Raw genomic sequence first — 23,155 nt, forward strand, 5'->3', positions numbered from 1 at the left:
GCTCCTACATGAGCGGGGATCCCTGTAGGAGCCGGCTTGCTGGCGAAGGACTCAAGTGCGCCGCGTTTAGTCAGGAAACACGCGTTATCGTTGACGACCTTCGCTGGCAAGCCAGCTCCTACATGAGCGGGGATCCCTGTAGGAGCCGGCTTGCTGGCGAAGGACTCAAGTGCGCCGCGTTTAGTCAGGAAACACGCGTTATCGTTGACGTCCTTCGCTGGCAAGCCAGCTCCTACAGGGGGGCTTTGTTTTATGCGGTGGCCATGCGGCGCTCCAGCAGGTGTTCGAGTTCGTCGAGCAATTCGTCACGGCGCAGCAGTTCGTAGTGTCCACCGGCCAATAGGCGATCAACGCCATGGGCGCCAACCTGGGCTTCGAACACCCGGCGTTCGTCGTCGCGCCCGACGACCCACCAGCGATGGGCCGTGGCCTGGATCGCGGGCAGTTGTCGTTGCGCCAGTGACAGATGCTTGAGCGATGAGCCGGTGGCGAAGATCTGCGTCAGTTCACTGGCGCCCAACGCCGCGTGGTCATTGGAACCATGCATGGCCGCTTCGATCACTGTGGCGGCGCCTTCGCGTTCGTTCAGGCCTGCGGCTTTCGCGGCAATCAACGCCTGTGCTTCTTCAGACGGCTGACCGAGGACAAACTTCAGGAAATCCGCCAAATCTTCTCGCCAGTCCGACGCTTGCGCTGTGCCCGCCACATAACTGTCGACCAGCCCGGCAAACGCCACCGTCTGCCCCTGGGATTCCAGTTCATGGACAACCAGTTGCGTCAACGCGCCACCCAGCGACCAACCGAGCAAGTAGTACGGGCCGTCGGGCTGTTGCGTGCGAATTCGCTGCGTGTAGGCCTGGGCCATGGCCAGCAGTGACGCGTCCTGCCATTGCGGATCGAGCAGCATCCGGCATTGCAGGCCGTACACCGTGCGCCGTCCATCAAGGCGCCGCGCCAGCGGTTCGTAGTCGAACACCGTGCCGAAGCCGGCGTGCAGGCAGAACAGCGCCGGCACGTTGGGGATTCGTGCATTCAGCGCCAGCAGCGGATCCGGCGCAGACGTCGGCTCGGCAGCCTGATAACCACTGAGTTCGGCGATGCACGGCTTCTGCATCAAGTCGCGCAGTTTCAATTCAAAGCCCAATTGCGGCTGGCTGCGCACCCGCGAGATGACCTTGAGCACCTGCAACGAGTCGCCACCCAGTTCGAAGAAGTTGTCGTCGATGCCCACTTGCGGCATGCCCAGCACTTCCTGCCAGATCGCCGTAAGCGCTGTTTCCAGCGCATTGCGCGGTGCGCGGTAACCGCCGAGGGCCCATTCCGGCACAGGCAGTGCGCGGCGATCGAGCTTGCCGTTGGCCGACAGCGGGAAGCGTTCCAGCACCAGGATCCGTGCCGGCACCATGTAGTCCGGCAATTGCGCTTGCAGTTCAGACTTCAAGCGGCGGTCCAGTCCAACAGCACCGCCAGCCACCACGTAGCCCACCAACTGCTTGCCAGTCGGCGTGTCGTGCACCACCACGGCGGCATCCTGCACCCCGGCGCAATCGCGCAGGCGGGCTTCGATTTCGCCCAGTTCGATGCGGAAACCACGGATCTTCACTTGCTGGTCAAGCCGCCCCAGGTAATCGATCAACCCGCACTCGCGCTGGCGCACCAGGTCGCCGGTGCGGTACATGCGGCCGCCGGCCTCGAACGGATCGGGGATAAAGCGTTCGGCACTCATGCCCGGACGCTGGTGATACCCACGCGCCAGGCATTCGCCGCCCAGGTACAGCTCACCGCTGACACCGACCGGCAATGGATTAAGATCCGCATCGAGTACATACAGTCCACGCCCTGCTACGCCACGCCCGATTGGGGCATAGGCCGCGTCGCAGGTTTCGCTGACTTCGGCGCGCCACAACAGTGGCGTGACCACGGTCTCGGTCGGGCCGTAGCCATTGACCAGACGCTGCGGACGCAAGGCCCGTTTGACCTGTTCGAAACTGGCTTGCGGCACCGCGTCACCACCAAAGCAATACACCTCGACTGCCGGCGGATTGCCCAGGCGCTCGGCCACTTCGGCCATTTGTTGCAGATACGCCGGCGGAAAGCAGGCCACGGTAACGCTGTGGCGATGCAGCACGTCCAGGGTTTGTTCCGGGGTCCACAGGCTGTCGTCGCGGATCACCAGGCTGCCGCCGGCCAACATCACACTCAGCCAGCGCTCCTGGGCGCCGTCGAACGCGAAGGACATGAAGTGCAACTCGCGGCTGCGCGGTGCCAGTTCATAGAGGTCGATGATGCCGCGGCAATGCCGGGCAATCGGCCCGCGCGCCACCGCCACGCCTTTCGGTTGGCCAGTGGAACCGGAGGTGTAGATCAGGTACGCCAGGTGCCCCGGCAACGGATGGGCAACCGGGCACGCAACGTCGTCGGCAACACTCAGTTGATCCAGCAACAGGCGTGGCGGGCTGTCGGCCAGGGTCAGTCGAGCACCCAGATCGCTGTCGCACAGCAACAGGCTGGCCGCAGAATCGCTCAACATGTAGGCCAGTCGCTCGGCTGGGTACGCCAGGTCCAAAGGCAGATAAGCAGCCCCGGCCTTGAGCACCGCAAGGAATGCGACGATGGTGCGTTCGGAGCGCGGCAACGCCACTGCCACGAGACTTTCCGCACCGATACCGCGACCGATCAACTGCTGTGCCAGCCCATTGGCCCGGGCCTCGAGCTCGGCATAGCTGACTTGCCGATCTTCACAGATCAAGGCGATTTTCTGCGGTTGGCTGCGCACATGTTGATTGAAAGCGTGCAGCAGATCGGCAGGGTCATCGCTCGCTTGCGGCAGGCTGATAACCGCTTCAGGCAAACCGATATTGCCCAGCAGACAAGTAGCATCCTCAGGCAACGCACGCAGCAAGCCCTCAAGCTGCGCACGAATCCGCTCAACTTCCAGTTCACTGAAGCGATCCCGCAGGAACAGGTATTCGACTTCCAGCCCTTCCTCGTTGGCGCTGACCATCAAGTCCATCGGGAAGTTGGTGACCCCGCCGCTGCCGACTTCGGCAAAGCGCAGCTCACCCTCCTCGCCCCCTTTCAAGGCACGGTCCACCGGATGGTTTTCGAACACGATGATGCTGTCGAACAAGCCCTGGCCACCCTGCCCGGCCCAGCGCTGGATGTCCGACAACGGCGTGTGCTCGTAGTCGCGGACCATCAGGTTGTAGTCCTGCAACGCACGCAACCACTCGCCCAGCGGTTGTTGCGGATCGAGGGTCTGGATCACCGGCAAGGTGTTGATGAACAGGCCGAGCATGTCCTGCGCGCCGGCCAGCCCGGTCGGACGCCCCGCCACCGTGGCGCCGAACGCGACGCTGCGTTGGCCGCTGTGACGTTGCAACAGCAGCAGCCAGGCGCCTTGCACCAGCGTGTTCAGTGTCACCCGCTGACGCTTGGCGAAGGTGTGCAGTTTGCGCGTCGCTTCGGCATCGAGGTTGCTGTACATCACGCCGTGGCCGGAACCTGCGGCACCCGAAGCCTTGGCCAGGATGGTCGGTGCTTCGAGCAGCGCCAGACGCTCGCGCCAGAAGCCTTCGGCCTGCGCACCGTCCTGACGTTGCAGCCAGGCGATGTAGTCGGCGTAGCGACCGGTCAGGGCCGGCAGGCTGTCGTTGTGGTACAGGCGCAGCATGTCGGCCAACAGTCGCGAGGCACTCCAGCCGTCCAGCAGCAGGTGATGGTAGATCCAGATCATCTGGTAGCGATCATCGCCCAGGCGCACCAGGATAAAGCGCATCAGCGGCGGGCAGCTCAGGTCGAAGCCTTTGGCTTGCTCTGCTGCCGCCAGTTCGCCCAACGCCTGCTCGGTGTCGGTGCGCTCGCGCCAGTCGAGCGATTCGATCGGCAACTCGACGTCGGCGAACACCGCTTGCAGCGGATCGGCCAAACCATCGCGCCAGCGGAACGCCGCGCGCAGCACTTCATGACGTTCGACCAGGGTCTGCCAGGCCGCACGGAAACGCGGCACCTGCAAACCGTCCACCGCCACGCTCAACTGGTTGACGTAGGGGTTCAGCTCCGGTGAATCGAGGCAATGGAACAGCATGCCTTGTTGCATCGGCGACAGCGGATACAGGTCTTGCAGACCTACGCGGGCGGCGATGTCGATGTGCGCCACCAACGAGAAAGCTTCGACTTTCGACGCTTCAACCAACGCAGCTGCACGGCTGGTCGCCACCGCTGCGAGGGCTCGAATGGTCTGTTGTTCGAACAGTTGCTTGGGACTGAACACCAGCCCGCGCTGCCCGGCACGACTCACGGCTTGCAGCGAGATGATCGAGTCCCCGCCGAGCTCGAAGAAGTTCTCGGTGACCCCCACCGAGTCCAGCCCCAGCAGTTCCTGCCAGATCTCCACCAGCAAGGCTTCGGCCGGTGAGGCGGCGGCCACTTGATCGTGGGTTTCACGGCAGGCTTCGGGCGCCGGTAGACCCTGGCGATCGAGCTTGCCGTTCGGCGTCAGCGGCAACGCGGCCAGGCACATCAAATGCGCCGGCAACATGTGCGCCGGTAGACGGCTGCGCAGGTGCGCCGTCAGCGCTTCACGCAAATCCCGCTCATCGGCGAGCGGATCGCGCGGCACCACGTAACCGACCAACTGGCGGCTCACCGGGCCTTCGCGGTCGATCACGAAGGCTTCACGCACGCCCTCATGCTCCAGCAGGCAGGCTTCGATTTCACCGAGTTCGATGCGGAACCCGCGAATCTTCACTTGCTGGTCGATACGGCCGAGGTACTCGACCACGCCATCGGCGCGGAACCGCGCGAGGTCGCCACTGCGATACAAGCGGCCCCCCGGCACGAACGGGTCCGGCACGAAACGCTCGGCGGTCAGGTCCGGACGCTGGTGGTAACCCCGGGCGACGCCTTCGCCACCCAGGTACAACTCCCCCGCCACGCCGACCGGCAACGGCTGCAAGCCGCCGTCCAGGATATAGGCGCTGCGGTTGCCGACCGGCCGGCCGATGGGCATGAACGCCGAGTCGAATTCGGTATCCGGGTACGCCAGCCAGATCAGCGGCGTGATCACCGTCTCGGTCGGGCCATAGCCGTTGATCAGGCGCTTGGGCTGCAGCACTTGCTGGACTTCATCGAATGCGTGCTTGGCCATGCCTTCGCCGCACGGGGTGTAGGAACGGATCGGCAGATCACGCCCCGCTTCGCCCATGAAGTCGGCAATCTGCGCCAGGTATGTCGGGGTGAAGCAGGCGATGGTGATGCCGTGTTTTTCGATCTCGGCGCAGGTGCGCTCCACGCTCCACAACTCGTCGTCCCGCGGCATCACTGCCGAACCGAATACCAGCGGCGTCAACCAGCGCTCGTGGGCGCCGTCGAAACTGATCGAGGCGAATTGCAGCTCGCGATCGTCCGGGGTCATGCCGTACAACTCGCCGATCGACAGGCAATGCATGGCCAGCGGACCGTGGGCCACGCTCACGCCTTTGGGCCGGCCGGTGGAACCCGAGGTGTAGATCAGGTAGGCCAGGTTCTCGCCGCAGGTCAGGTTGACCGGGGTGCTTTCCGACATCAGGTCCAGTGGTTCGCGGTCGACTTCCAGCACCGACAAGCCTTCGGGTAATGGCAACTTTTCCCGCAGCCACGATTGGCTGATCAGCAGTGAAATCCCACTGTCTTCCATCAGATAACGCAGGCGCTCGGCCGGGTACGCCGGGTCCAGCGGCACGTAGGCGCCGCCGGCCTTGAGGATCGCCAGCAGGCCGATGATCATCTCCGGGGTTCGCTGCATCGCCAGGCCGACCCGCACTTCCGGGCCGATGCCCAGCTCGCGCAGGCGATGGGCCAATTGGTTGGCGCGGCGGTTGAGCTGGTCGAAGCTCAATTCCAGTTCGTTGAAGATCAGCGCGGTGGCGTCCGGGCGGATGACGGCCTGGGCTTCGATCAATTGATGCACGCAGAGCGGGTTTTCCTGCGCGGTGAACGCCGGGTTCCACTCGACCAACTGTTGCGCACGTTCCGGTGCGGTCAGCAGGCCCAGTTCACTCAATGCCGCCTGTGGCGCGGCGACCATAGCCGCCAGCAGCGCGGCCAGGTGCTCGCTCATGCGGGCAATGGCGTCGCGGCTGAAGTGCGCGCACTGGTAGCTCCAGTTCAGGCTGAGCTGGCTTTCGGCGGTGGCCGCCAGCGTCAGCGGGAAGTTGGTGCGCTCATGGTTCTGCGCAATCGAGAAGCTCAACCCGGCCGGCGCGCCCTGTTGCAGCGCTTCGGCGACCGGGAAGTTTTCGAACACCAGCAGGCTGTCGAACAGCGGCTCGCCGGCACGTCCGGCCCAACGCTGAATGTCGCCGAGGGCAGTGAACTCATGCTCGCGTAATTCGAGGTTCTGCGCCTGCAGGCGAGTCAGCCACTGCTCGACGCTTTCCACCGCATCCGGGCTGCTGATCACCGGCAAGGTATTGATGAACAGCCCGAGCTGGCTTTCAGCCCCCGGCAAGTCCACCGGCCGTCCCGCCACGGTCGCGCCAAACGCAACGCTGCGCTGGCCGCTGTAACGTTGCAGCAGCAGGACCCAGGCGCCTTGCACCAGGGTGTTGAGGGTGACTTTTTGCTGGCGGGCAAAGTCGCTGAAGCGCTTGCTGGTGGCGACATCGAAGGTCTGGCGATGGTCGGCAAACTCCGCCGTCGACAGGTTTTTACTGTTGCCATTCGCCAGGCTTTGGGCCAGCAGGGTCGGGTTGTCCAGCGTCGCCAGTTGCCCGCGCCAGAACAGCTCGTCGGCCTGGGCGTCCTGGCGTTGCAGCCAGCCGATGTAGTCAGCGAAACGCCCGGTGGTTGCCTGCACTTCTTGCCCGGCATAACGCTGCAGCACTTCGCTCAACAGCAGCGAATTACTCCAGCCATCGAGCAACAGGTGATGGTGGGTGTAGATCAGTTGCTGGCGCTCGTCGTCGAGGCGCACCAGGGTCAGGCGCATCAACGGCGCCCGGGTCGAATCGAGTTGCAGGCGTTCGTTGTCGATCAGTTGTGCCAGCGCTTCGGCCTGGTCACTGCGGTCGCGCCAGTCGAGGCAGGTCAGCGGCAAGTGCAGGTGACGATGCACCAGTTGCACCGGCGCTTCGAAGCCGTCCGGGAAGTGGAAGCTGCTGCGCAGGATCGGATGGGTGTCGAGCACCGCTTGCCAGGCGCGGCCCAAGCGCTCGGCATCGAGCCCGCGGGCTTCGACGCTGAGCTGATTGACGTAGGCACCGGACTCCGACTCGTACAAGCTGTGGAACAGCAGACCGGCCTGCATCGGCGACAGTGGATACAGGTCTTCGATCTGCGCCGGCGGCACCGGCAGGTCATCGAGTTGCGCCTGGGTCAGGCGCGCCAACGGGAAGTCCGCCGGGGTCACGCCGCCCGCGCCATCGCTCAGGCAGTGGGCAATCAGCGCCAGCAACTCGCTTTGGTAATCCGCAGCCAGCGCTTCGATGTCAGTTTGGTCGAAGCATTCACGGCTGAAGGTCCAGTCCAGTTTCAGTTCGCCGCCATAGACCTGGCCGTCCACCGACAGCCAGTTTGGCAACGGTGCGTCGGCCGATTGTGCGGCACCGCTGGACTCGCGCGCCGGGGTGAACAACGCGTCGTCGGCAAAGCTCTGGTCGAACTGCCCGAGGTAATTGAAAGTGACCCGCGCTTGCGGCAACGCAGCCAGCGCCGCCTGGGTCGTGGTATCGCCCGGGTAGCGCAACAGGCCGTAGCCCATGCCTTTGCCGGGGATCTCGCGCAGTTGCTGCTTGATCGCCTTGATCGAACCGGCAAGGTCGGCGGTTGGGGTCAGGCACACCGGGAACAGGCTGGAGAACCAGCCGACGGTGCGGGTCAGGTCGATGTCGTCGAACAGCGCTTCGCGGCCATGGCCTTCGAGCTGGATCAGCACCGATTCGTGGCCGGTCCAGCGGCTGAGGGTGCGGGCCAGGGCGGTCAGCAGCAGGTCGTTGACCTGGGTGCGGTAGATCGCTGGCGCCTGTTGCAGCAGCTGGCGGGTCTGTTCGCGATTGAGGCCGATGCTGACGCCCTGGCGCAAATGCCCGGCTTGACTGGCTTGGGCATTGGCCGCTGGCAGCGAATCGTTCGCCAGACTCAGCTGCGCTTGCCACCAATCCAGTTCGCCAGCGGTGGCTTCGGAGCGCGCATAGGCATCGAGCTTGTCCGCCCAGGCCTGGAACGAGCTGGTCTTCGGTGGCAGGTCCTGGCCCTGATAAGCCGCCTGCAAATCCTCCAGCAACACCCGCCAGGACACACCGTCCACCGCCAGGTGATGGATCACCAACAGCAACCGTTGCGAGCCATCGGCCTGAGCGATCAATGCCACGCGCAACAACGGCCCGTCTTGCAGGCTGAGGCTGCGCTGGGCTTCGTCGCACACCGATTCCAGCGAGGCATCGCTGGCCACGCGGGCGGTCCAGAGCATATCGATCACATCGGCGCTGTCGGCCCCGACATAACGCGCCGACCATTGCCCATGGACCTGACTGAAGCGCAGACGCAGGGCATCGTGCTGCTTGAGCAGACGTTGCAGAGCGGCTTGCAGGCGCGGCAATTCGAGGGTTTCCCGCGGGGTCAGCAGCACGGCCTGGTTCCAGTGCGCGCGTTGCGGGATCGGTTCGTCGAAGAACCAGCGCTGGATCGGCGTGAGCTTCTGCACGCCGTCCACCGGCCCTTGTTGCGCCAGCGGCGCCGCCTGTTCTTTCACCACTGCCGCCAATGCTTGCAAGGTTTGCTGCTGGAACAGATCCCGCGGTTGCAGGCTCAAGCCGGCGCGACGGGCACGGCTGACCACCTGGATCGAAATGATCGAGTCGCCGCCCAGTTCGAAGAAGTTGTCCTGACGCCCTACCTGTTCCACACCCAGCACGTCCTGCCAGATCTGCGCCAGCACCTGTTCGTGTTCGCTGCGCGGCGCTTCGAAGGCGCGTTGGCTGACCTGCGCGGTCGGCGCAGGCAGGCGCTTGCGGTCCAGTTTGCCGTTGGGGCTCAGCGGCATCTGCTCGATCAGTACGGTCTGTGCCGGCACCATGTAATCCGGCAGGCTCGCCAGCAGATGGCTTTTCAGGGTTTCGCGCCAGGCGCCTTGCTGCTCGGCATCGGCGCCGATCAAGGCGCGATCCTGCGGCACGATGTACGCAACCAGTTGCTTGCCGCTCGGGCCATCGAGGGCCAGCACCACGGCTTCCTGCACGTCGGCATGTTCTTGCAGGCGCGCTTCGATTTCCCCCAGCTCGATGCGCAAACCGCGAATCTTCACTTGATGGTCGATACGCCCGCAGTAGTCGATGGCGCCGTCGGCGCGGTAGCGCGCCAGGTCTCCGGTGCGGTACAGGCGCTCGCCGCTGCCGAACGGATCGACCACGAAACGCTCGGCGGTCAGCGCGCCACGACGGTGATAACCGCGCGCCAGGCCGACACCGCCCAGGTACAACTCGCCCACCGCGCCCAGCGGCAAGGGTTGCAACTCGCTGTCGAGGATGCAGGTGCGCAGGTTGGCGATCGGCCGGCCGATCGGCACGCTGTCACGGCCTTCTTCGACGCAGGTCCAGTGGGTGACGTCGATGGCCGCTTCGGTCGGACCGTAGAGGTTGTAGAGATTGGCTTGGGGCAGGCTGCGCAAGGTCTGGCGTTGCAGCGCCATCGGCAGCGCTTCGCCGCTGCAGATGATCCGCTGCAGCGAGGTGCAGGCCAGCGACTCATCGGCGCTGATAAACGCGGAAAGCATCGATGGCACGAAGTGCAGTGTGGTGATCGCCTGTTCGACGATCAACGCCGCGAGGCGTTGCGGATCGCGGTGCTCGCCCGGCGCGGCGATGACCAGGGTAGCGCCCTTCATCAGCGGCCAGAAAAACTCCCACACCGACACGTCGAAACTGAACGGCGTCTTTTGCAGCACGCGGTCCGCAGGCTGCAGGTTATAGGCTTGCTGCATCCATTCCAGCCGGTTGTGCAGCGCCACATGACGGTTGCCTGCGCCCTTGGGTTTACCGGTGGAGCCGGAGGTGTAAATCACGTAGGCGAGATTTTCCGCGACCGCCCGGCTCTTTAAATCAGAAGCAGGCAGATCGGTGCCCGGCAGATCGCTCAGCCAATCGGCTTCGGCGCGCAGGCACAGGGTGCGTACATTGTCCGGGGTCGGCAATTGCGCCAGCAGATGTTCCTGGGTCAGCAACAGCGCAATGCCGCTGTCTTCGATCATGTAGCCCAGGCGATCGAGCGGGTATTCCGGATCCAGCGGCACAAAGGCGCCACCGGCCTTGAGGATCGCCAGCAGGCCGACGACCATTTCCAATGAGCGGTCGCAGGCAATCCCCACCAGCACTTCCGGGCCGACGCCCTGGGCGCGCAAGTGATGGGCCAGGCTGTTGGCGCGCAGGTTCAGCTCGGCGTAACTCAAGGACTGGCCCTGGAACACCAGCGCGGTCGCTTCACCGTCTTCAATCACGCGCTCTTCGAAATGGCGCTGCACGCAGACTTCACCCGGATAACTTTGCGCGGTGTCGTTGAGCTCGTCGAGGATGCGCAGGCGTTCGTCGGCATCCAGCAGCGGCAATTCGGCCAGCGGGGTGTGCGGGTTCGCCAATACACCGGCCAGCAGGTTGCGCCAATGGCGAGCCAGATGCTCGATGCGCTCGGCGTCGAACAGGTCGGTAGCATAGGTCAGGCTGGCGAACAGTTTGTCGCCCTCTTCCTGGGTGTCCAATTGCAGGTCGAATTGCGTGGTGTGCGCCGTAGCGTTCAGCGCCTCGACCCGCAGCCCGGCGAGCAAGCCGCTGACCGCTGCCGGCTTGGCTTGCTGGTGGTTGAACATCACCTGGAACAACGGGCTGTGGCTGAGGCTGCGTTCACCTTGCAGCGCCTGCACCAGACGCTCGAATGGCAGGTCCTGATAATCCTGGGCATCCAGTGAAGCGGCTCGGACCTGGTCGAGCAACTGGCTGAACGGCAGGCGCCCGTCCAGCTCTGCACGCATCACCTGGGTGTTGACGAAGAAGCCGATCAGGCCCCGGGTTTCCGCGCGATTGCGGTTGGCAATCGGCACGCCAACGCGCACGTCGGACTGACCGCTGTAGCGATAGAGCAAGGCCTGGAAGCTCGCCAGCAACAGCATGAACGGCGTGACGCCGCGCTGTTTGGCCAGGCTCATCAGGCCGCTGGCCAGGTTCGCGTCGAGGGCGAAATCCAGACGCGCGCCGCGCTGGCTCGGTTGCGCCGGGCGCGAGCGATCCGTCGGCAATTCCAGCAGCGGTTGTTCGCTGCCCAGGGTGTCGCGCCACCAGTTGAGCTGACGCTCGAGCTCGCCCGCTTCCATCCAGCGGCGTTGCCACAGGGCGTAGTCGGAGTACTGGATCGGCAGTGCTTGCAATGCCGCATGCTGCCCTTGGCAATGGGCGGCGTAGAGTCGGGAAAACTCCTCCACCAACACGCCCATCGACCAGCCATCGGTGACGATGTGGTGCAGGGTCAGCAACAGCACATGGTCTTCGGTATCGAGTTGCAACAGGCTGACCCGCAACAGCGGACCGTGCTGCAGATCGAACGGCCGGGCAATCTCTTGCTCGACGGTTTTCATCGCCCGTTCGAGACGCTGATCCTGGGGTTCGCCGCGCAGGTCGATCTGTTCGATCGGCAACGAAGTGAACCCGGCCAGCGTCTGCACTACCTGGCCGTCATCCTCGACGAAACGGCTACGCAAGCTCTGATGCCGCTCCAGCAGTACATCGAAGCTCTGCTGCAACGCCGCGCCATTTAGCGGCCCGTGCAACCGCAGGGCTGCAGGAATGTTGTACGCCGAGCTCTGTGGATCGAGCTGCCAGAGGAACCATTGGCGCTGCTGCGCATAGGACAGTTCGAAGCTCGCCTGCGGCTCGGCGGCGGGCGGAATCGGCAACTGGCCGAAGCTCACGCCCTGCTCTTGCATGCGTTGCAGAAATTCGCGGCGCTTGTCCGCAGACAGGCCGGCGAAGCGGCTGCCGATACGCTGGGCAGTGGTGTGTTCCATCAGTTGATCTCCATCTCGTCCAGAAGCGACTCGAGCGCATCAAGACGTGCATCGTTGTCAGCCGGGGCGTGTTGCCCGGCCATGGCGGCATAAGCCTGCAGGTCGGTGGATTCGAACAGCGCGCGCAGCGGCAGCTCGATGCCCAATTCCAGTTCCACGCGGGCACTGGCCTGGGCGGCGAGCAGCGAGTGCCCACCCAGTTCAAAGAAGTTCTCGCGCCGGCCGATCTGCGCCACGCCCAGCACCTCGGCCCAGATCGCCGCCAGTTGCCGTTCGAGGTCGCCTTCAGGGGCTTCGAAGGGTCGTTGCCAGTCGTCGGTATCGGGCAGCGGCAAGGCCTTGCGGTCGAGCTTGCCGTTGCCGGTGAGCGGCAAGGCCTCCAGCAGCAGCCAGTGGCTCGGCACCATGTAGTCCGGCAGGTCGACCTTGAGCGCGGCGCGCAGGGTGTCGCGCCAGGCGATCGGGTCGTGCGGGGTGTGTTCGGCGACCACGTAGGCGCACAGCTGCGGCCCGGCGTCGCCCGCGTGCACGCTCAGCACCGCCTGGCGCACGCCCGGCTGTGCCAGCAACGCGGCCTCGATTTCCCCCAGTTCGATGCGGAAGCCGCGAATCTTCACTTGCTGGTCGATGCGGCCGAGGTAATCGATGCTGCCATCGGCCCGCTGACGCGCCAGGTCGCCGCTGCGATACAGCCGTTGTGCGGCATCGAACGGGCTCGGCACGAAGCGCTCGGCGGTCAGGCCGAAACGCCCGTGATACCCCCGGGCCAGGCCGGCACCGGCGATGTACAACTCCCCCGCCACACCCACCGGCACCGGTTGCAACTGGCTGTCGAGCAAGTACCAGCGCAGGTCGCGGATCGGCAGGCCGATCGGGCTCTGCGCCTTGCCGTCGAGGTCGGCCTGGCGGATGGCGCGGTAGGTGACGTGCACCGTGGTTTCGGTGATGCCGTACATGTTGACCAGGGTCGGCTGCTGGTCGCCGAAGCGTTCGAACCAGGGACGCAGGCTCGCGACTTCGAGGGCTTCGCCACCGAAAATCACCTGGCGCAGCGCCATGTTCCGTTCGCTGGCGCAGGCCACTGGCAACAGTTGGCGGAAGGCGGTCGGGGTCTGGTTCAACACGGTCACGCCCTCATCACAGAGCAGGCGGTGGAACGCCTGCGGCTCGCGGCTGATGTAATACGGCACGATCACCAGGCGCCCGCCGGTGCACAGCGAACCGAACAGCTCCCACACCGAGAAGTCGAAAGCGTAGGAATGGAACAGGGTCCAGACATCGTCCGGGCCGAAGTTGAACTGCGCCGCGGTGGCCGTGAGCAGACGCCCGACGTTGCCATGGCTGAGCAACGCACCTTTAGGCCGACCGGTGGAACCGGAGGTGTAGATGACGTAGGCGAGGTTTTCCCGGGACGCCAGCGCTGGCAGGTTGTCGGCGCTGTAGGCGTCCAGTTGCAACGACTCCAGGCTCAGCACCTGCACGCCGTCACGGGCCGGCAACCCGTCGATCAGATGGCGTTGAGTCAGCAGCAGGCTGATGCCGCTGTCGTCGATCATGTAGCTCAGGCGCTCGGCCGGGTATTGCGGGTCCAGGGGCACGTAGGCGCCGCCGGCCTTGAGAATCGCCAGCAAGCCGACCACCAGCGGCATCGCCCGCTCGGTGGCGATGCCGACCCGCACCTCGGGACCGACGCCCTGCTCGCGCAGTTTGCGCGCCAGGCGGTTGGTCTGGGCATTGAGTGCGGCGTAGGTCAGGTGTTCGCCTTCGTAGACCAGCGCGATGGCGTTCGGCTGTTGCGCAGCCTGGGCCTCGAACAACTGGTGCAAGGTGGGCGACAGCGGTTGCGCCTCGAACGCCGGGTTCCAGTGCTGGATCAGCGCATCGCAGTGCGGCGCTTGCAGCAACGGCAGTTCGGCAACGCGCTGCTGCGGATCCTTGACCACCGCGCGCAACAGGTTCAGCCACTGCTCGGCGAGGCGCTTTATCGACGCCTCGTCGTACAGATCCGTGGCGTAGGTCAGGCTGGCGTCGAGGCTTTCGCCCTGCTCCTGGGTGTCGAGCACCAGATCGAACTGGGTGGTGTGCTGTTGCCACCGCAGGCGCTCGACCCGCAAGTCTGCGACAGTGCGCTCGACACTCGCGCCCAACTGCTGCTGATGGTTGTAGAGCACCTGGAACAAGGGGCTGTGATTGAGGCTGCGGTCCGGCTGCAAGGCGTCGACCAACTGCTCGAACGGCAAGTCCTGATGGGCCTGGGCACCCAGTGCAACCTGCTTGACCTGTTGCAGCAAGGTACTGAACGGTTGCTGCCCGTCGATCTCGGCACGCAGTACCTGGGTATTGATGAAGAAGCCGATCAGGCCTTCGGTTTCGAGGCGCGAACGCCCGGCGCTCGGTACGCCGACGCTGATGCCCGACTGCCCGCTCTGGCGATGCAGCAAGGTCTGGAAGCTTGCCAGCAACAGCATGAACAAGGTCACCTGGTGTGCCTGGGCGAGTTGGCGCAAACCGGCCAGCAACTCGCGATCAACGTTCAATGCCAGGCTGGCGCCGCGCTCGGTGCGACGGGCCGGACGGGTCAGTTCGCTCGGCAGTTCAAGCGGTGCCTGGCTGCCTGCCAGTTGCTCGCGCCACCAGCTCAATTGCCGGGCGCCCTCGCCGGCTTGCAGCCAGTCGCGCTGCCATCGGGCGTAGTCGCTGTAGTTCACCGGCAGGCTCTTGAGGTTCGCCGCACGGCCTTCGACTGCGGCCTGATACAGCGCGCTGAACTCGTCGACCATGACCTGCATCGACCAGCCATCGGCGGCGATGTGGTGCACGGTGAGCACCAGCACATGCTCGTTGGCATTGACTTGCAGCAGCAATACGCGCCACAGCGGGCCATTGCGCAGGTCGAACGGCCGGGCGATTTCTTCGGCGACGGCGTTGTCGAGCGACGCTTGATCGAGTGGGCGTTCAATCAGTTGCAGGGCCAGTGTGTCATGCAACACCGCACGCGCCTGCAGGCCGTCCTGTTCAAAGGTGGTGCGCAAGGTCTGGTGACGAGCCTGCAATTGCGCGAAGGCTGCGCGCAGGGCGTCGCGGTCCAGCGGGCCCTTGAGGCGCAGCGCGGCCGGGATGTTGTAGGCCGGGCTTTGTGGGTCCAGTTGCCAGAGAATCCATTGACGCTGCTGGGCGTATGACAGGATCTGAGGCTGATCGGCCGTTGCACGCTGCAGGACCGGTTGCCCGCTGATGTTCGCCCGTGCAGCACGCTCGGCAAATTGCGCCAGATTCGCGGCAGAGAACAGGCTGCTCACGGAGAGTTCAAGCTGCAGCTGCTGACGTACGCGGGAGATCACTTGCAGCACCAGCAACGAGTGCCCGCCCAGCTCGAAGAAGTTGTCGTCGCGGCCCACGCGCTCGACCTGCAACACCTCCTGCCAGATCAGCGCCAGCTGCGTTTCCAGCCCTTCGGCCGGGGCTATGAAATCGTGCTGAGCATTGCCGGCTTCAACGCGTGGCAAGGCTTTGCGGTCGAGCTTGCCGTTGTTGTTGAGCGGCAATTCGGCCAGCAGGATCAGATGGTTCGGCACCATGTAGTCCGGCAGCGACTGACGCAGAACGGTGTTGAGCCCTTGCAGATAATCCGCCCGGGAAACCACCACGCCGCTGGCGACGACATACGCCACCAGGTGCGTCCCGTCCTGGGCAATGACGGCCGCTTCGCGCACTTCCTCACGGGCTTGCAGGCAGGCTTCGATCTCGCCCATTTCAATGCGCAAACCGCGAATCTTCACTTGATGATCGATGCGGCCGACGTATTCCAGATTGCCTTCAGCGTTATAACGCGCCAGGTCACCGCTGCGGTACAGGCGAGCGCCCGGCTCGCGGGCGAACGGGTCCGGCAGGAAACGTTCGGCGGTCAGCGCCGGACGATCGAAGTAACTTTGGGCGAGGCTGGCATTTGCACCGATGCACAATTCGCCCACGCCGCCGGTTGGCAGCAACTGACCCGCCGCGTCCAGCACGTACAGCGCCCGACCAGCGATGGCACGACCGATCGGGATGCCAAACGCGTCGCTGGCATCTTCGAGACGGCATGCATGAACGCTGGATACCACGGTCGCCTCGGTCGGACCATAGGTGTTGAGCAACCGTACAGGGCTCAAACCGGCCTGATGCCACAAGCGCAAACCTTCCACCGACATCGCTTCGCCGCCGACGTGCACCTGGCGCAAATCGCCCAGGTTGCTCACCACGCCGCTGGCACATTCGCGCGCCAGCAAGTACCAATAGGCCGCTGGCAAATCGGCGACCGTCACGCCGTGCCGGACGATTTCGGCGGCCAGTCGGCCGGCGTCCCAAACATCATCGCCACGCATGATCAACGCCGCGCCGACGCACAACGCCGGGAAGCACTGCTCGACGAATCCATCAAAACTGAAGGTCGCGAATTGCAGCACGCGATCCGCGGCCGACAACCCTGAATAACCGGCGGCGGTCTGGCAGAACTCGCGCAGCGCCGCATGGGCGATGGCGACGCCCTTGGGTTGGCCGGTGGAGCCGGAGGTGTAGATGATGTAGGCCAGATCTTCGGCGACCCCATGGTCTTGCGGATCGCTGTCCGGGTAACCGACGTTGTCTTCAAGGCGCAGACGCCGCACACCGGGCACAGCTTCCAGCAGACCGGATTCGCACAGCAGCACATCGAGACGGCTGTCGTCGATCATGTAGGCCAGGCGCTCGGCCGGATATTTCGGGTCCAGTGGCACATAGGCCGCGCCGCTTTTGAGCACCGCCAACAGGCTGACGATCAGTTGCGGGCCGCGATGCAAGGCCAGGCCGACGCGCTTGCCAGGGCCGGCACCGGTTTCGATCAGACGATGGGCCAGGCGATTGGCCTGAGTGTTCAACTGACCGTAGCTCAGGCTCTGACCGTCGACCCGCAATGCCAGGGCATCTGGCGTGGCGGCGGCTTGCGCAGCGATTTGTTCGTGCACCAGGCGGGTTGTGGATAACTCGACCGCCGCCGGTTGGCTGAGCGCGATCACCGCCGCTTTGCCGTCGGCATCGAGCAGCTCCAGCGCGCCAAGCGCCGCGTTCGGCAGCGCCACCAATTGCCTCAGCAGGTGCTGCAGATTGGCCGACAATTCGGCGACCTGCGCCGCACTGAACCGCGCCGTGTCATAGCTGAAATCCAGGCTCAGACCTTCGCCCAGTTCAATGCCCAGCGTCAGCGGATAGTGGGTGCGCTCGTGGTTGTGCAGGTTGGCGAACGACAACCCGGCCGGTGCGCCCTGCTTCAGCGCTTCGGCCACCGGGAAGTTTTCGAACACCAGCAGGCTGTCGAACAGTGCGGCACCCTGCTGCCCTGCCCAACCCTGAATGTCGTACAGCGGCACATGCTCGAACTCGCGCATCGCCAGGTTCAGCCCTTGCAGCTCGCCCAGCCATTGGCTGACGGTCTGATCCGGCTTCATCGCGCACACCAGCGGCAGCGTGTTGATGAACAACCCGAGCTGTTCTTCAATCCCCGGCAGCGGCGCCGAACGCCCGGCCACGGTGGCGCCGAACACCACGCAGTCCTGGCCGGTGTAGCGTTGCAGCAACAGGCTCCAGGCCCCTTGCAGCACGGTGTTGAGGGTGACTTTCTGCTGACGGGCGAACTCGGCCAGACGCTGGGTGGCGCGGCTGTCGAGGGCGATGCGGTACGCTTCGCTACCCTCGGCGCCCACCGGTGGACGCAGGGCTTCGGCCAGCAAGGTCGGGGCATCCAGCGGCGCCAATGTCGCCTTCCAGAACTGCTCGCCAGCCACGGCCGATTGCTGCTGCAACCAGCCGAGGTAGTCGCGGTATTGTCCCGTCGGCGCCGGCAGCGACTGCCCGGCGGCGTAATGCTGGATCACTTCGGCGAGCAACTGCGCGTTGCTCCAGCCGTCCATCAAAATGTGGTGGCTGGTGTAGATCAGGTGCCAGTCATTGATGCCCGTCTGGATCAGCTTCAGGCGGAACAGCGGCGCGCGGCCCAATTCAAAACCCTGGGCGCGCTCGGCGTCGGCCAGCGCATCGGTGTCAGTCGCTTCAAGCACTTCCAGCGGCAATGCGACTTGACGGACAATCGCCTGGTGCGCGGTGTCGAGGCCTTGCCAGTGGAAGCTGCTGCGCAGAATGTCGTGACGCTCCAGCGCGGTCTGCCAGGCCTCGGCGAAGCGCTGCGGATCGAGGCCTTGAATGTCCAGGCGCAGCTGACTGATGTAGGCGCCGACTGCGGGCTCATGCAAGGTGTGAAACAGCATGCCTTGCTGCATCGGCGACAGTGGGTAAAGGTCTTCAAGTGTCGAGATGTCGATCGGCAGCACGTCGAGTTGTGCCTGACCGAGCCGCGCCAAAGGGAAGTCCGACGGCGTGGCTTGCGGTGCCTCAACGGTGCAGCAATGTTCGATCAGCGCGTTGAGTTCCAGCGCGTAATCGTCGGCCAGGCGCTGGATGGTCGCGGTGTCGAACATCTCACGGCTGAAGCCCCAACTCAGTGACAGCTCGCCACCGTAGACCTGGCCCTCGACCGTCAGCCAGTTGCCCAATGGCGCCAGGGGATCCTGCGCTACGCCGCTGCCTTCGGTGGACGGGACAAACATCGCGCCGTCGTCGAACTGACGATCGAACTGTCCCAGATAGTTGAAGGTGATGCGCGGTTGCGGTAATGCGGCCAGTTCCGCACGAAGCGCCGGTGTGCCGAGGTAGCGCAACGCGCCGTACCCCAGGCCTTTGTCCGGCACGGCGCGCAGTTGTTCCTTGATGGTTTTGATTGAAGCGCCGAGGTCGCTGGCAGGCATCAGGTTGACCGGGAACAGGCTGGTGAACCAGCCGACGGTGCGGGTCAGGTCGATGTCGTCGAACAGGTCTTCGCGGCCATGGCCTTCCAGCTGGATCAGCGTGCTGCCCTGCCCGCTCCAGTGGCACACCGCCCGCGCCAATGCGGTCAGCAGCAGGTCGTTGACCTGGGTACGATAGGCCGCCGGCGCTTGCTGCAGCAGTTTGCGGGTTTGCCCGGCGTCGAACCTGAGCTCGAGCTTGTGCTCGAAACGGTGTTCCAGGGCACCGTGCGCACGATCGCAGGGCAGATCGGTGGGTGCGCCTTGCAGTTGGGTCTGCCATTGGCCGAGGCTGTTTTCAAAGGCTGGCAAATGCTCCTGCAGACGGGCGACCCAGCGCTGGTAGGTGCTGGTTTTCGCCATTGCAGCGTGGCCACTGTAGAACTGCTGCAGATCTTCCAGCAGTACGCGCCAGGAAACACCGTCCACCGCCAGGTGATGAATGACCAACAGCAACCGCTCGCTGCCGTCAGCCATCGCCACCAGCAGCGCCCGCAGCAACGGGCCGTTGTACAGGTCGAGGCTGCGTTGGGCTTCGTCGCACAGCGCGTTGAGTGCCTCCACCGACTGCGCCTGACGCTGCCACAGCAGCGATTCGGTGGTCGGCGCGGCGTAAGCCTGCTGCCAGCCGTTTGCGGTCTGCTGGTAGCGCAGGCGCAAGCTGTCGTGATGGATCAGCAGTTGCGCCAAGGCGCGATCCAGCGCCTCGACGTTCAACGCCGCGCGCGGCACCAGCAGCAGCGACTGGTTCCAGTGCTGACGCTCGGGGATGGCTTGCTCGAAGAACCACTGTTGCACCGGCGCCAACGCCACCGCGCCAGTGGCCGGACCCTGATCGATCGATTGCTGCTCGCCACTGCGAGTGGCCTGGGCCAGGCTGCGGATGGTCTGGTGCTGGAACAGATCCTTGGGGCTCAACAGGATCCCGGCCTGACGCGCGCGACTGACCACTTGCATGGAAACGATGGAATCGCCGCCCAGTTCGAAGAAGTTGTCTTCCAGGCCGACGTTGTCGATCGCCAGCACGTCCTGCCAAATCGCCGCCAGGGCCTTCTCCAGCCTGCTGCGTGGCGCGACGTGTTGCCGTGGTTGTTGAGTGCCGTCGATGGCCGGCAAGGCCTTGCGGTCGAGCTTGCCGTTGGGGGTCAGCGGCAGTTGGGCGAGGAACAGCAGGAACGCCGGGACCATGTAGTCCGGCAGATGCTGGCGCAGCGCCGCTTTCAGGGTTTCCCGCAGGTGCGCTTGAGCGTCGATCTCAGCCAGCAACGCTGGATCGGTCGGTACGATGTAGGCGACCAGTTGCTGACCATTGATGCCGTCCTGCGCCAGCACCGCCAATTCGCCGACCGCGTCTTGCTGCAACAGCCGCGCTTCGATCTCCCCCAGCTCGATGCGAAAGCCACGGACCTTGACCTGATGGTCGATGCGACCGACGTACTGCAGCGCGCCGTCGGCCTGATAACGGGTCAGGTCGCCAGTGCGGTACAGGCGCTCGCCGTTGCTGGCGAACGGGTTCGGCACGTACTTTTCGGCGGTCATGCCCGGCCGTGCCAGGTAACCGCGGGTGATGCCGGCACCGGCCAGATACAGTTCAGCCGACACGCCCTGAGGCACCGGTTGCAGCTCGGCATCGAGGACATAGCCGGCGGTGTGCTTGAGCGGTCGGCCAATGTTCGCGCGGCCACCGGCCTCGCGGCGGGTCCAGGTCGAATAGGTGGTGTCTTCCGAGGGGCCGTACAGGTCGTAGACATGTTCGACGGTGGGCTGCTGATACAGCGCGTCCACCAGGCTCTGCTTCAGCGGTTCGCCGGCGAGGTTGATGATGCGCACGCCCGGCGGAATCTGCCCGTCGCGCTGCAAGGCGTTGATCGCCGAGGGCACGGTGTTGATCAGGCGCACCTGGTCCCGGGCCGGCAGTTGCGGCAATTCCAGGGCATTGCGGGCGATGATCACCGAGCCGCCATTGGCCAGGGTGACGAACAGCTCCCACACCGACAGGTCGAAGCAGACCGAGGTCGAGGCCAGCACGCCTTGGATGTCTTCGCGGCGGTAGACCGAGGTCGACCAGTCGATCAGCGCCAGCACGTTGCGGTGGGCGATGGCCACACCTTTGGGTTTGCCCGTGGAGCCGGAGGTGTAGATCACGTAGGCGAGGTTGTCCGGCGTGACAGGGGTCACCGGGGCGCTGCCGGGGTAATCGGCCCATGGCCCGTCTTCCATCAGCACCACTTGGGTGTCGGCTGTCACATTCAGTGTCGCCGCGACGGATTGCTCGGTCAGCAGCACCAGGGCGAGGCTGTCTTCAAGCATGTAGGCGACCCGCTCGGCCGGGTAATCCGGGTCCAGGGGCACGTACGCGCCACCGGCCTTGAGTACCGCGAGCAGCGCCACCAGCAGCGTGTCGGAACGCTGCATGGCCACGCCGACCCGGACTTCCGGGCCGACGCCCAGCTCGATCAGTTTGTGGGCCAGGCGATTGGCCTGGGTGTCGAGTTCGGCGTACGTCAGTTGCTTGTGGGCGAAGGTCACCGCCAGTGCCGTCGGGTTTGCCGCGACTTGTTGGCTGATCAGCTCGTGAATGCACAGGTCCTGGGCAAAGCTTTCGTCTGCGCGATTCCAGTCATGCACGATGCGCTGATATTCGGTTTTTTCCAGCAGTGGCAAATCGCTGATGCGCTGCTGCGAATTGCTGACCATGCCTTGCAGCAGGTGCGTCCAGTGCTGCGCCATGCGCGCGATGGTGACAGCGTCGAACAGGTCGTTGGCGTAGGTCAGCGCGGCGTGCAGCTTGCCGCGCTTCTCATAAGTGTCCAGGGTCAGGTCGAATTGCGTGGTGCGCCCTTCCCACTCGATCACGCCCAACGCCAGGCCGGACGCAGTGCTAACGGTGGAGATATCCGCGACCTGCGGCTGGTGGTTGTACATCACCTGGAACAGCGGCGTGTGGCTGAGGCTGCGCTCGAGTTTCAGCGCTTCGACCAGGCGCTCGAACGGCAGGTCCTGATGGGCCTGGGCGCCGAGGGCGCTTTCCTTGATCCCGCGCAGCAACGCATCGACGCGGGTCTGGCCGTCGAGCTGGGTGCGCAGCACCTGGGTGTTGACGAAGAAGCCGATCAGGCCTTCGATGTCGGCGCGGTTGCGGTTGGCGATCGGCACGCCAACGCGAATGTCGGTCTGCCCGGTGTAGCGATGCAGCAGCACGTTGAAGGCGCCGAGCAGCAGCATGAATAACGTGATGTTGTGCTTCTGCGCCGTGGTGCGCAGCTGCTCGGCCAATTGCGCGTCGACCGCGAATTCGTAGCGGGTGCCGCGATAGCTCGGCATCGCCGGGCGCGGGTGATCGGTGGGCAGCTCCAGTACCGGGTGTTCGCTGCCCAATTGCGCCTGCCAGTAATCGAGCTGACGTGCCTGCTCCCCCGCCTCCAGCCAGCGACGCTGCCACAAGGCGTAGTCGCTGTACTGGATCGGCAAGGGCGCGAGTTGCGGCTGGGTGCCCGCCTCGAAGGCGTCGTAGCAGCGGATGAATTCGTCGATCAGCACGTTCATCGACCAGCCGTCGGACACGATGTGGTGCAGGGTCAGCAGCAGGACGTGCTCCTGCTCGGCGAGTTTGAGCAAGGTGACGCGCAGCAAGGGGCCGACTGACAGATCAAAGGGCAGCACGGATTGCTGTTCGGCTGCTTGGGCGACTGCCTGTTCGCGCTCTTTAGCCGGCAAGGCGCTGAAATCCACATGATCTATGACCAGCGGCGCGCTGGATGGCACTTGCAGCAAGGTGTCATCGGCCTGGCACTGGAACACGGTGCGCAGGGTTTCATGACGCGCCACCAGACTGGCGAAGGCTTGCTCCAGGGCAGACAGGTTCAACCGCCCGGTCAGGCGCACCGCGCCCGGCAGGTTGTACGCGCCGCTTTGCGGGTCCAGCTGCCAGAGAAACCACATCCGCTGCTGGGCGTACGACAGCGCCTGGCGATCGTCGGCCTCGACCCCGGCGGGAATCGGGAAGCGGGCGAAATCAACGCCCTCCTTGTGCAAGGCCGCAAGGAACATCTGGCGCTTTTCCAGCGGCAACCCGATAAACCGGCGAGCAAGTTTCAAGGAGTCTTCAGCATTCATTTCTGGGTATCCGGATCAGTGGCGGGAAGCACAAAGGTACGTCGTCCCTATAAAACGAATGCAGACCGGAAAAATTAGCGAATGAGAACAAGTATCAGAAAGGAGCTGGATTGTGGGTGGGCGGGGATGGCCCCCTGTAGGAGCTGGCTTGCCAGCG

Annotated in this window: 2 protein-coding genes; both read right to left on the minus strand. The window is 64.6% G+C overall.

Annotated features, from left to right (window positions below):
- Nucleotides 1-250: 250 nt before the first annotated feature.
- Nucleotides 251-12,028, minus strand: a complete 11,778-nt coding sequence (locus ELQ88_RS24390) for a non-ribosomal peptide synthetase (RefSeq protein WP_138968310.1) — start codon at nucleotides 12,026-12,028, stop codon at nucleotides 251-253.
- Nucleotides 12,028-22,998, minus strand: a complete 10,971-nt coding sequence (locus ELQ88_RS24395) for a non-ribosomal peptide synthetase (protein ID WP_138968312.1) — start codon at nucleotides 22,996-22,998, stop codon at nucleotides 12,028-12,030. Before ELQ88_RS24395 ends, ELQ88_RS24390 begins: the two co-directional genes overlap by 1 nt.
- Nucleotides 22,999-23,155: the final 157 nt, after the last annotated feature.

The sequence above is a fragment of the Pseudomonas sp. MPC6 genome, assembly GCF_006094435.1.
GTDB lineage: Bacteria > Pseudomonadota > Gammaproteobacteria > Pseudomonadales > Pseudomonadaceae > Aquipseudomonas.

Coding starts and splice junctions, on each gene's coding strand:
- ELQ88_RS24390 (WP_138968310.1), bottom strand. CDS start 12,028: ATGGAACACACCACTGCCCAGCGTATCGGCAGCCGCTTCGCCGGCCTG.
- ELQ88_RS24395 (WP_138968312.1), bottom strand. CDS start 22,998: ATGAATGCTGAAGACTCCTTGAAACTTGCTCGCCGGTTTATCGGGTTG.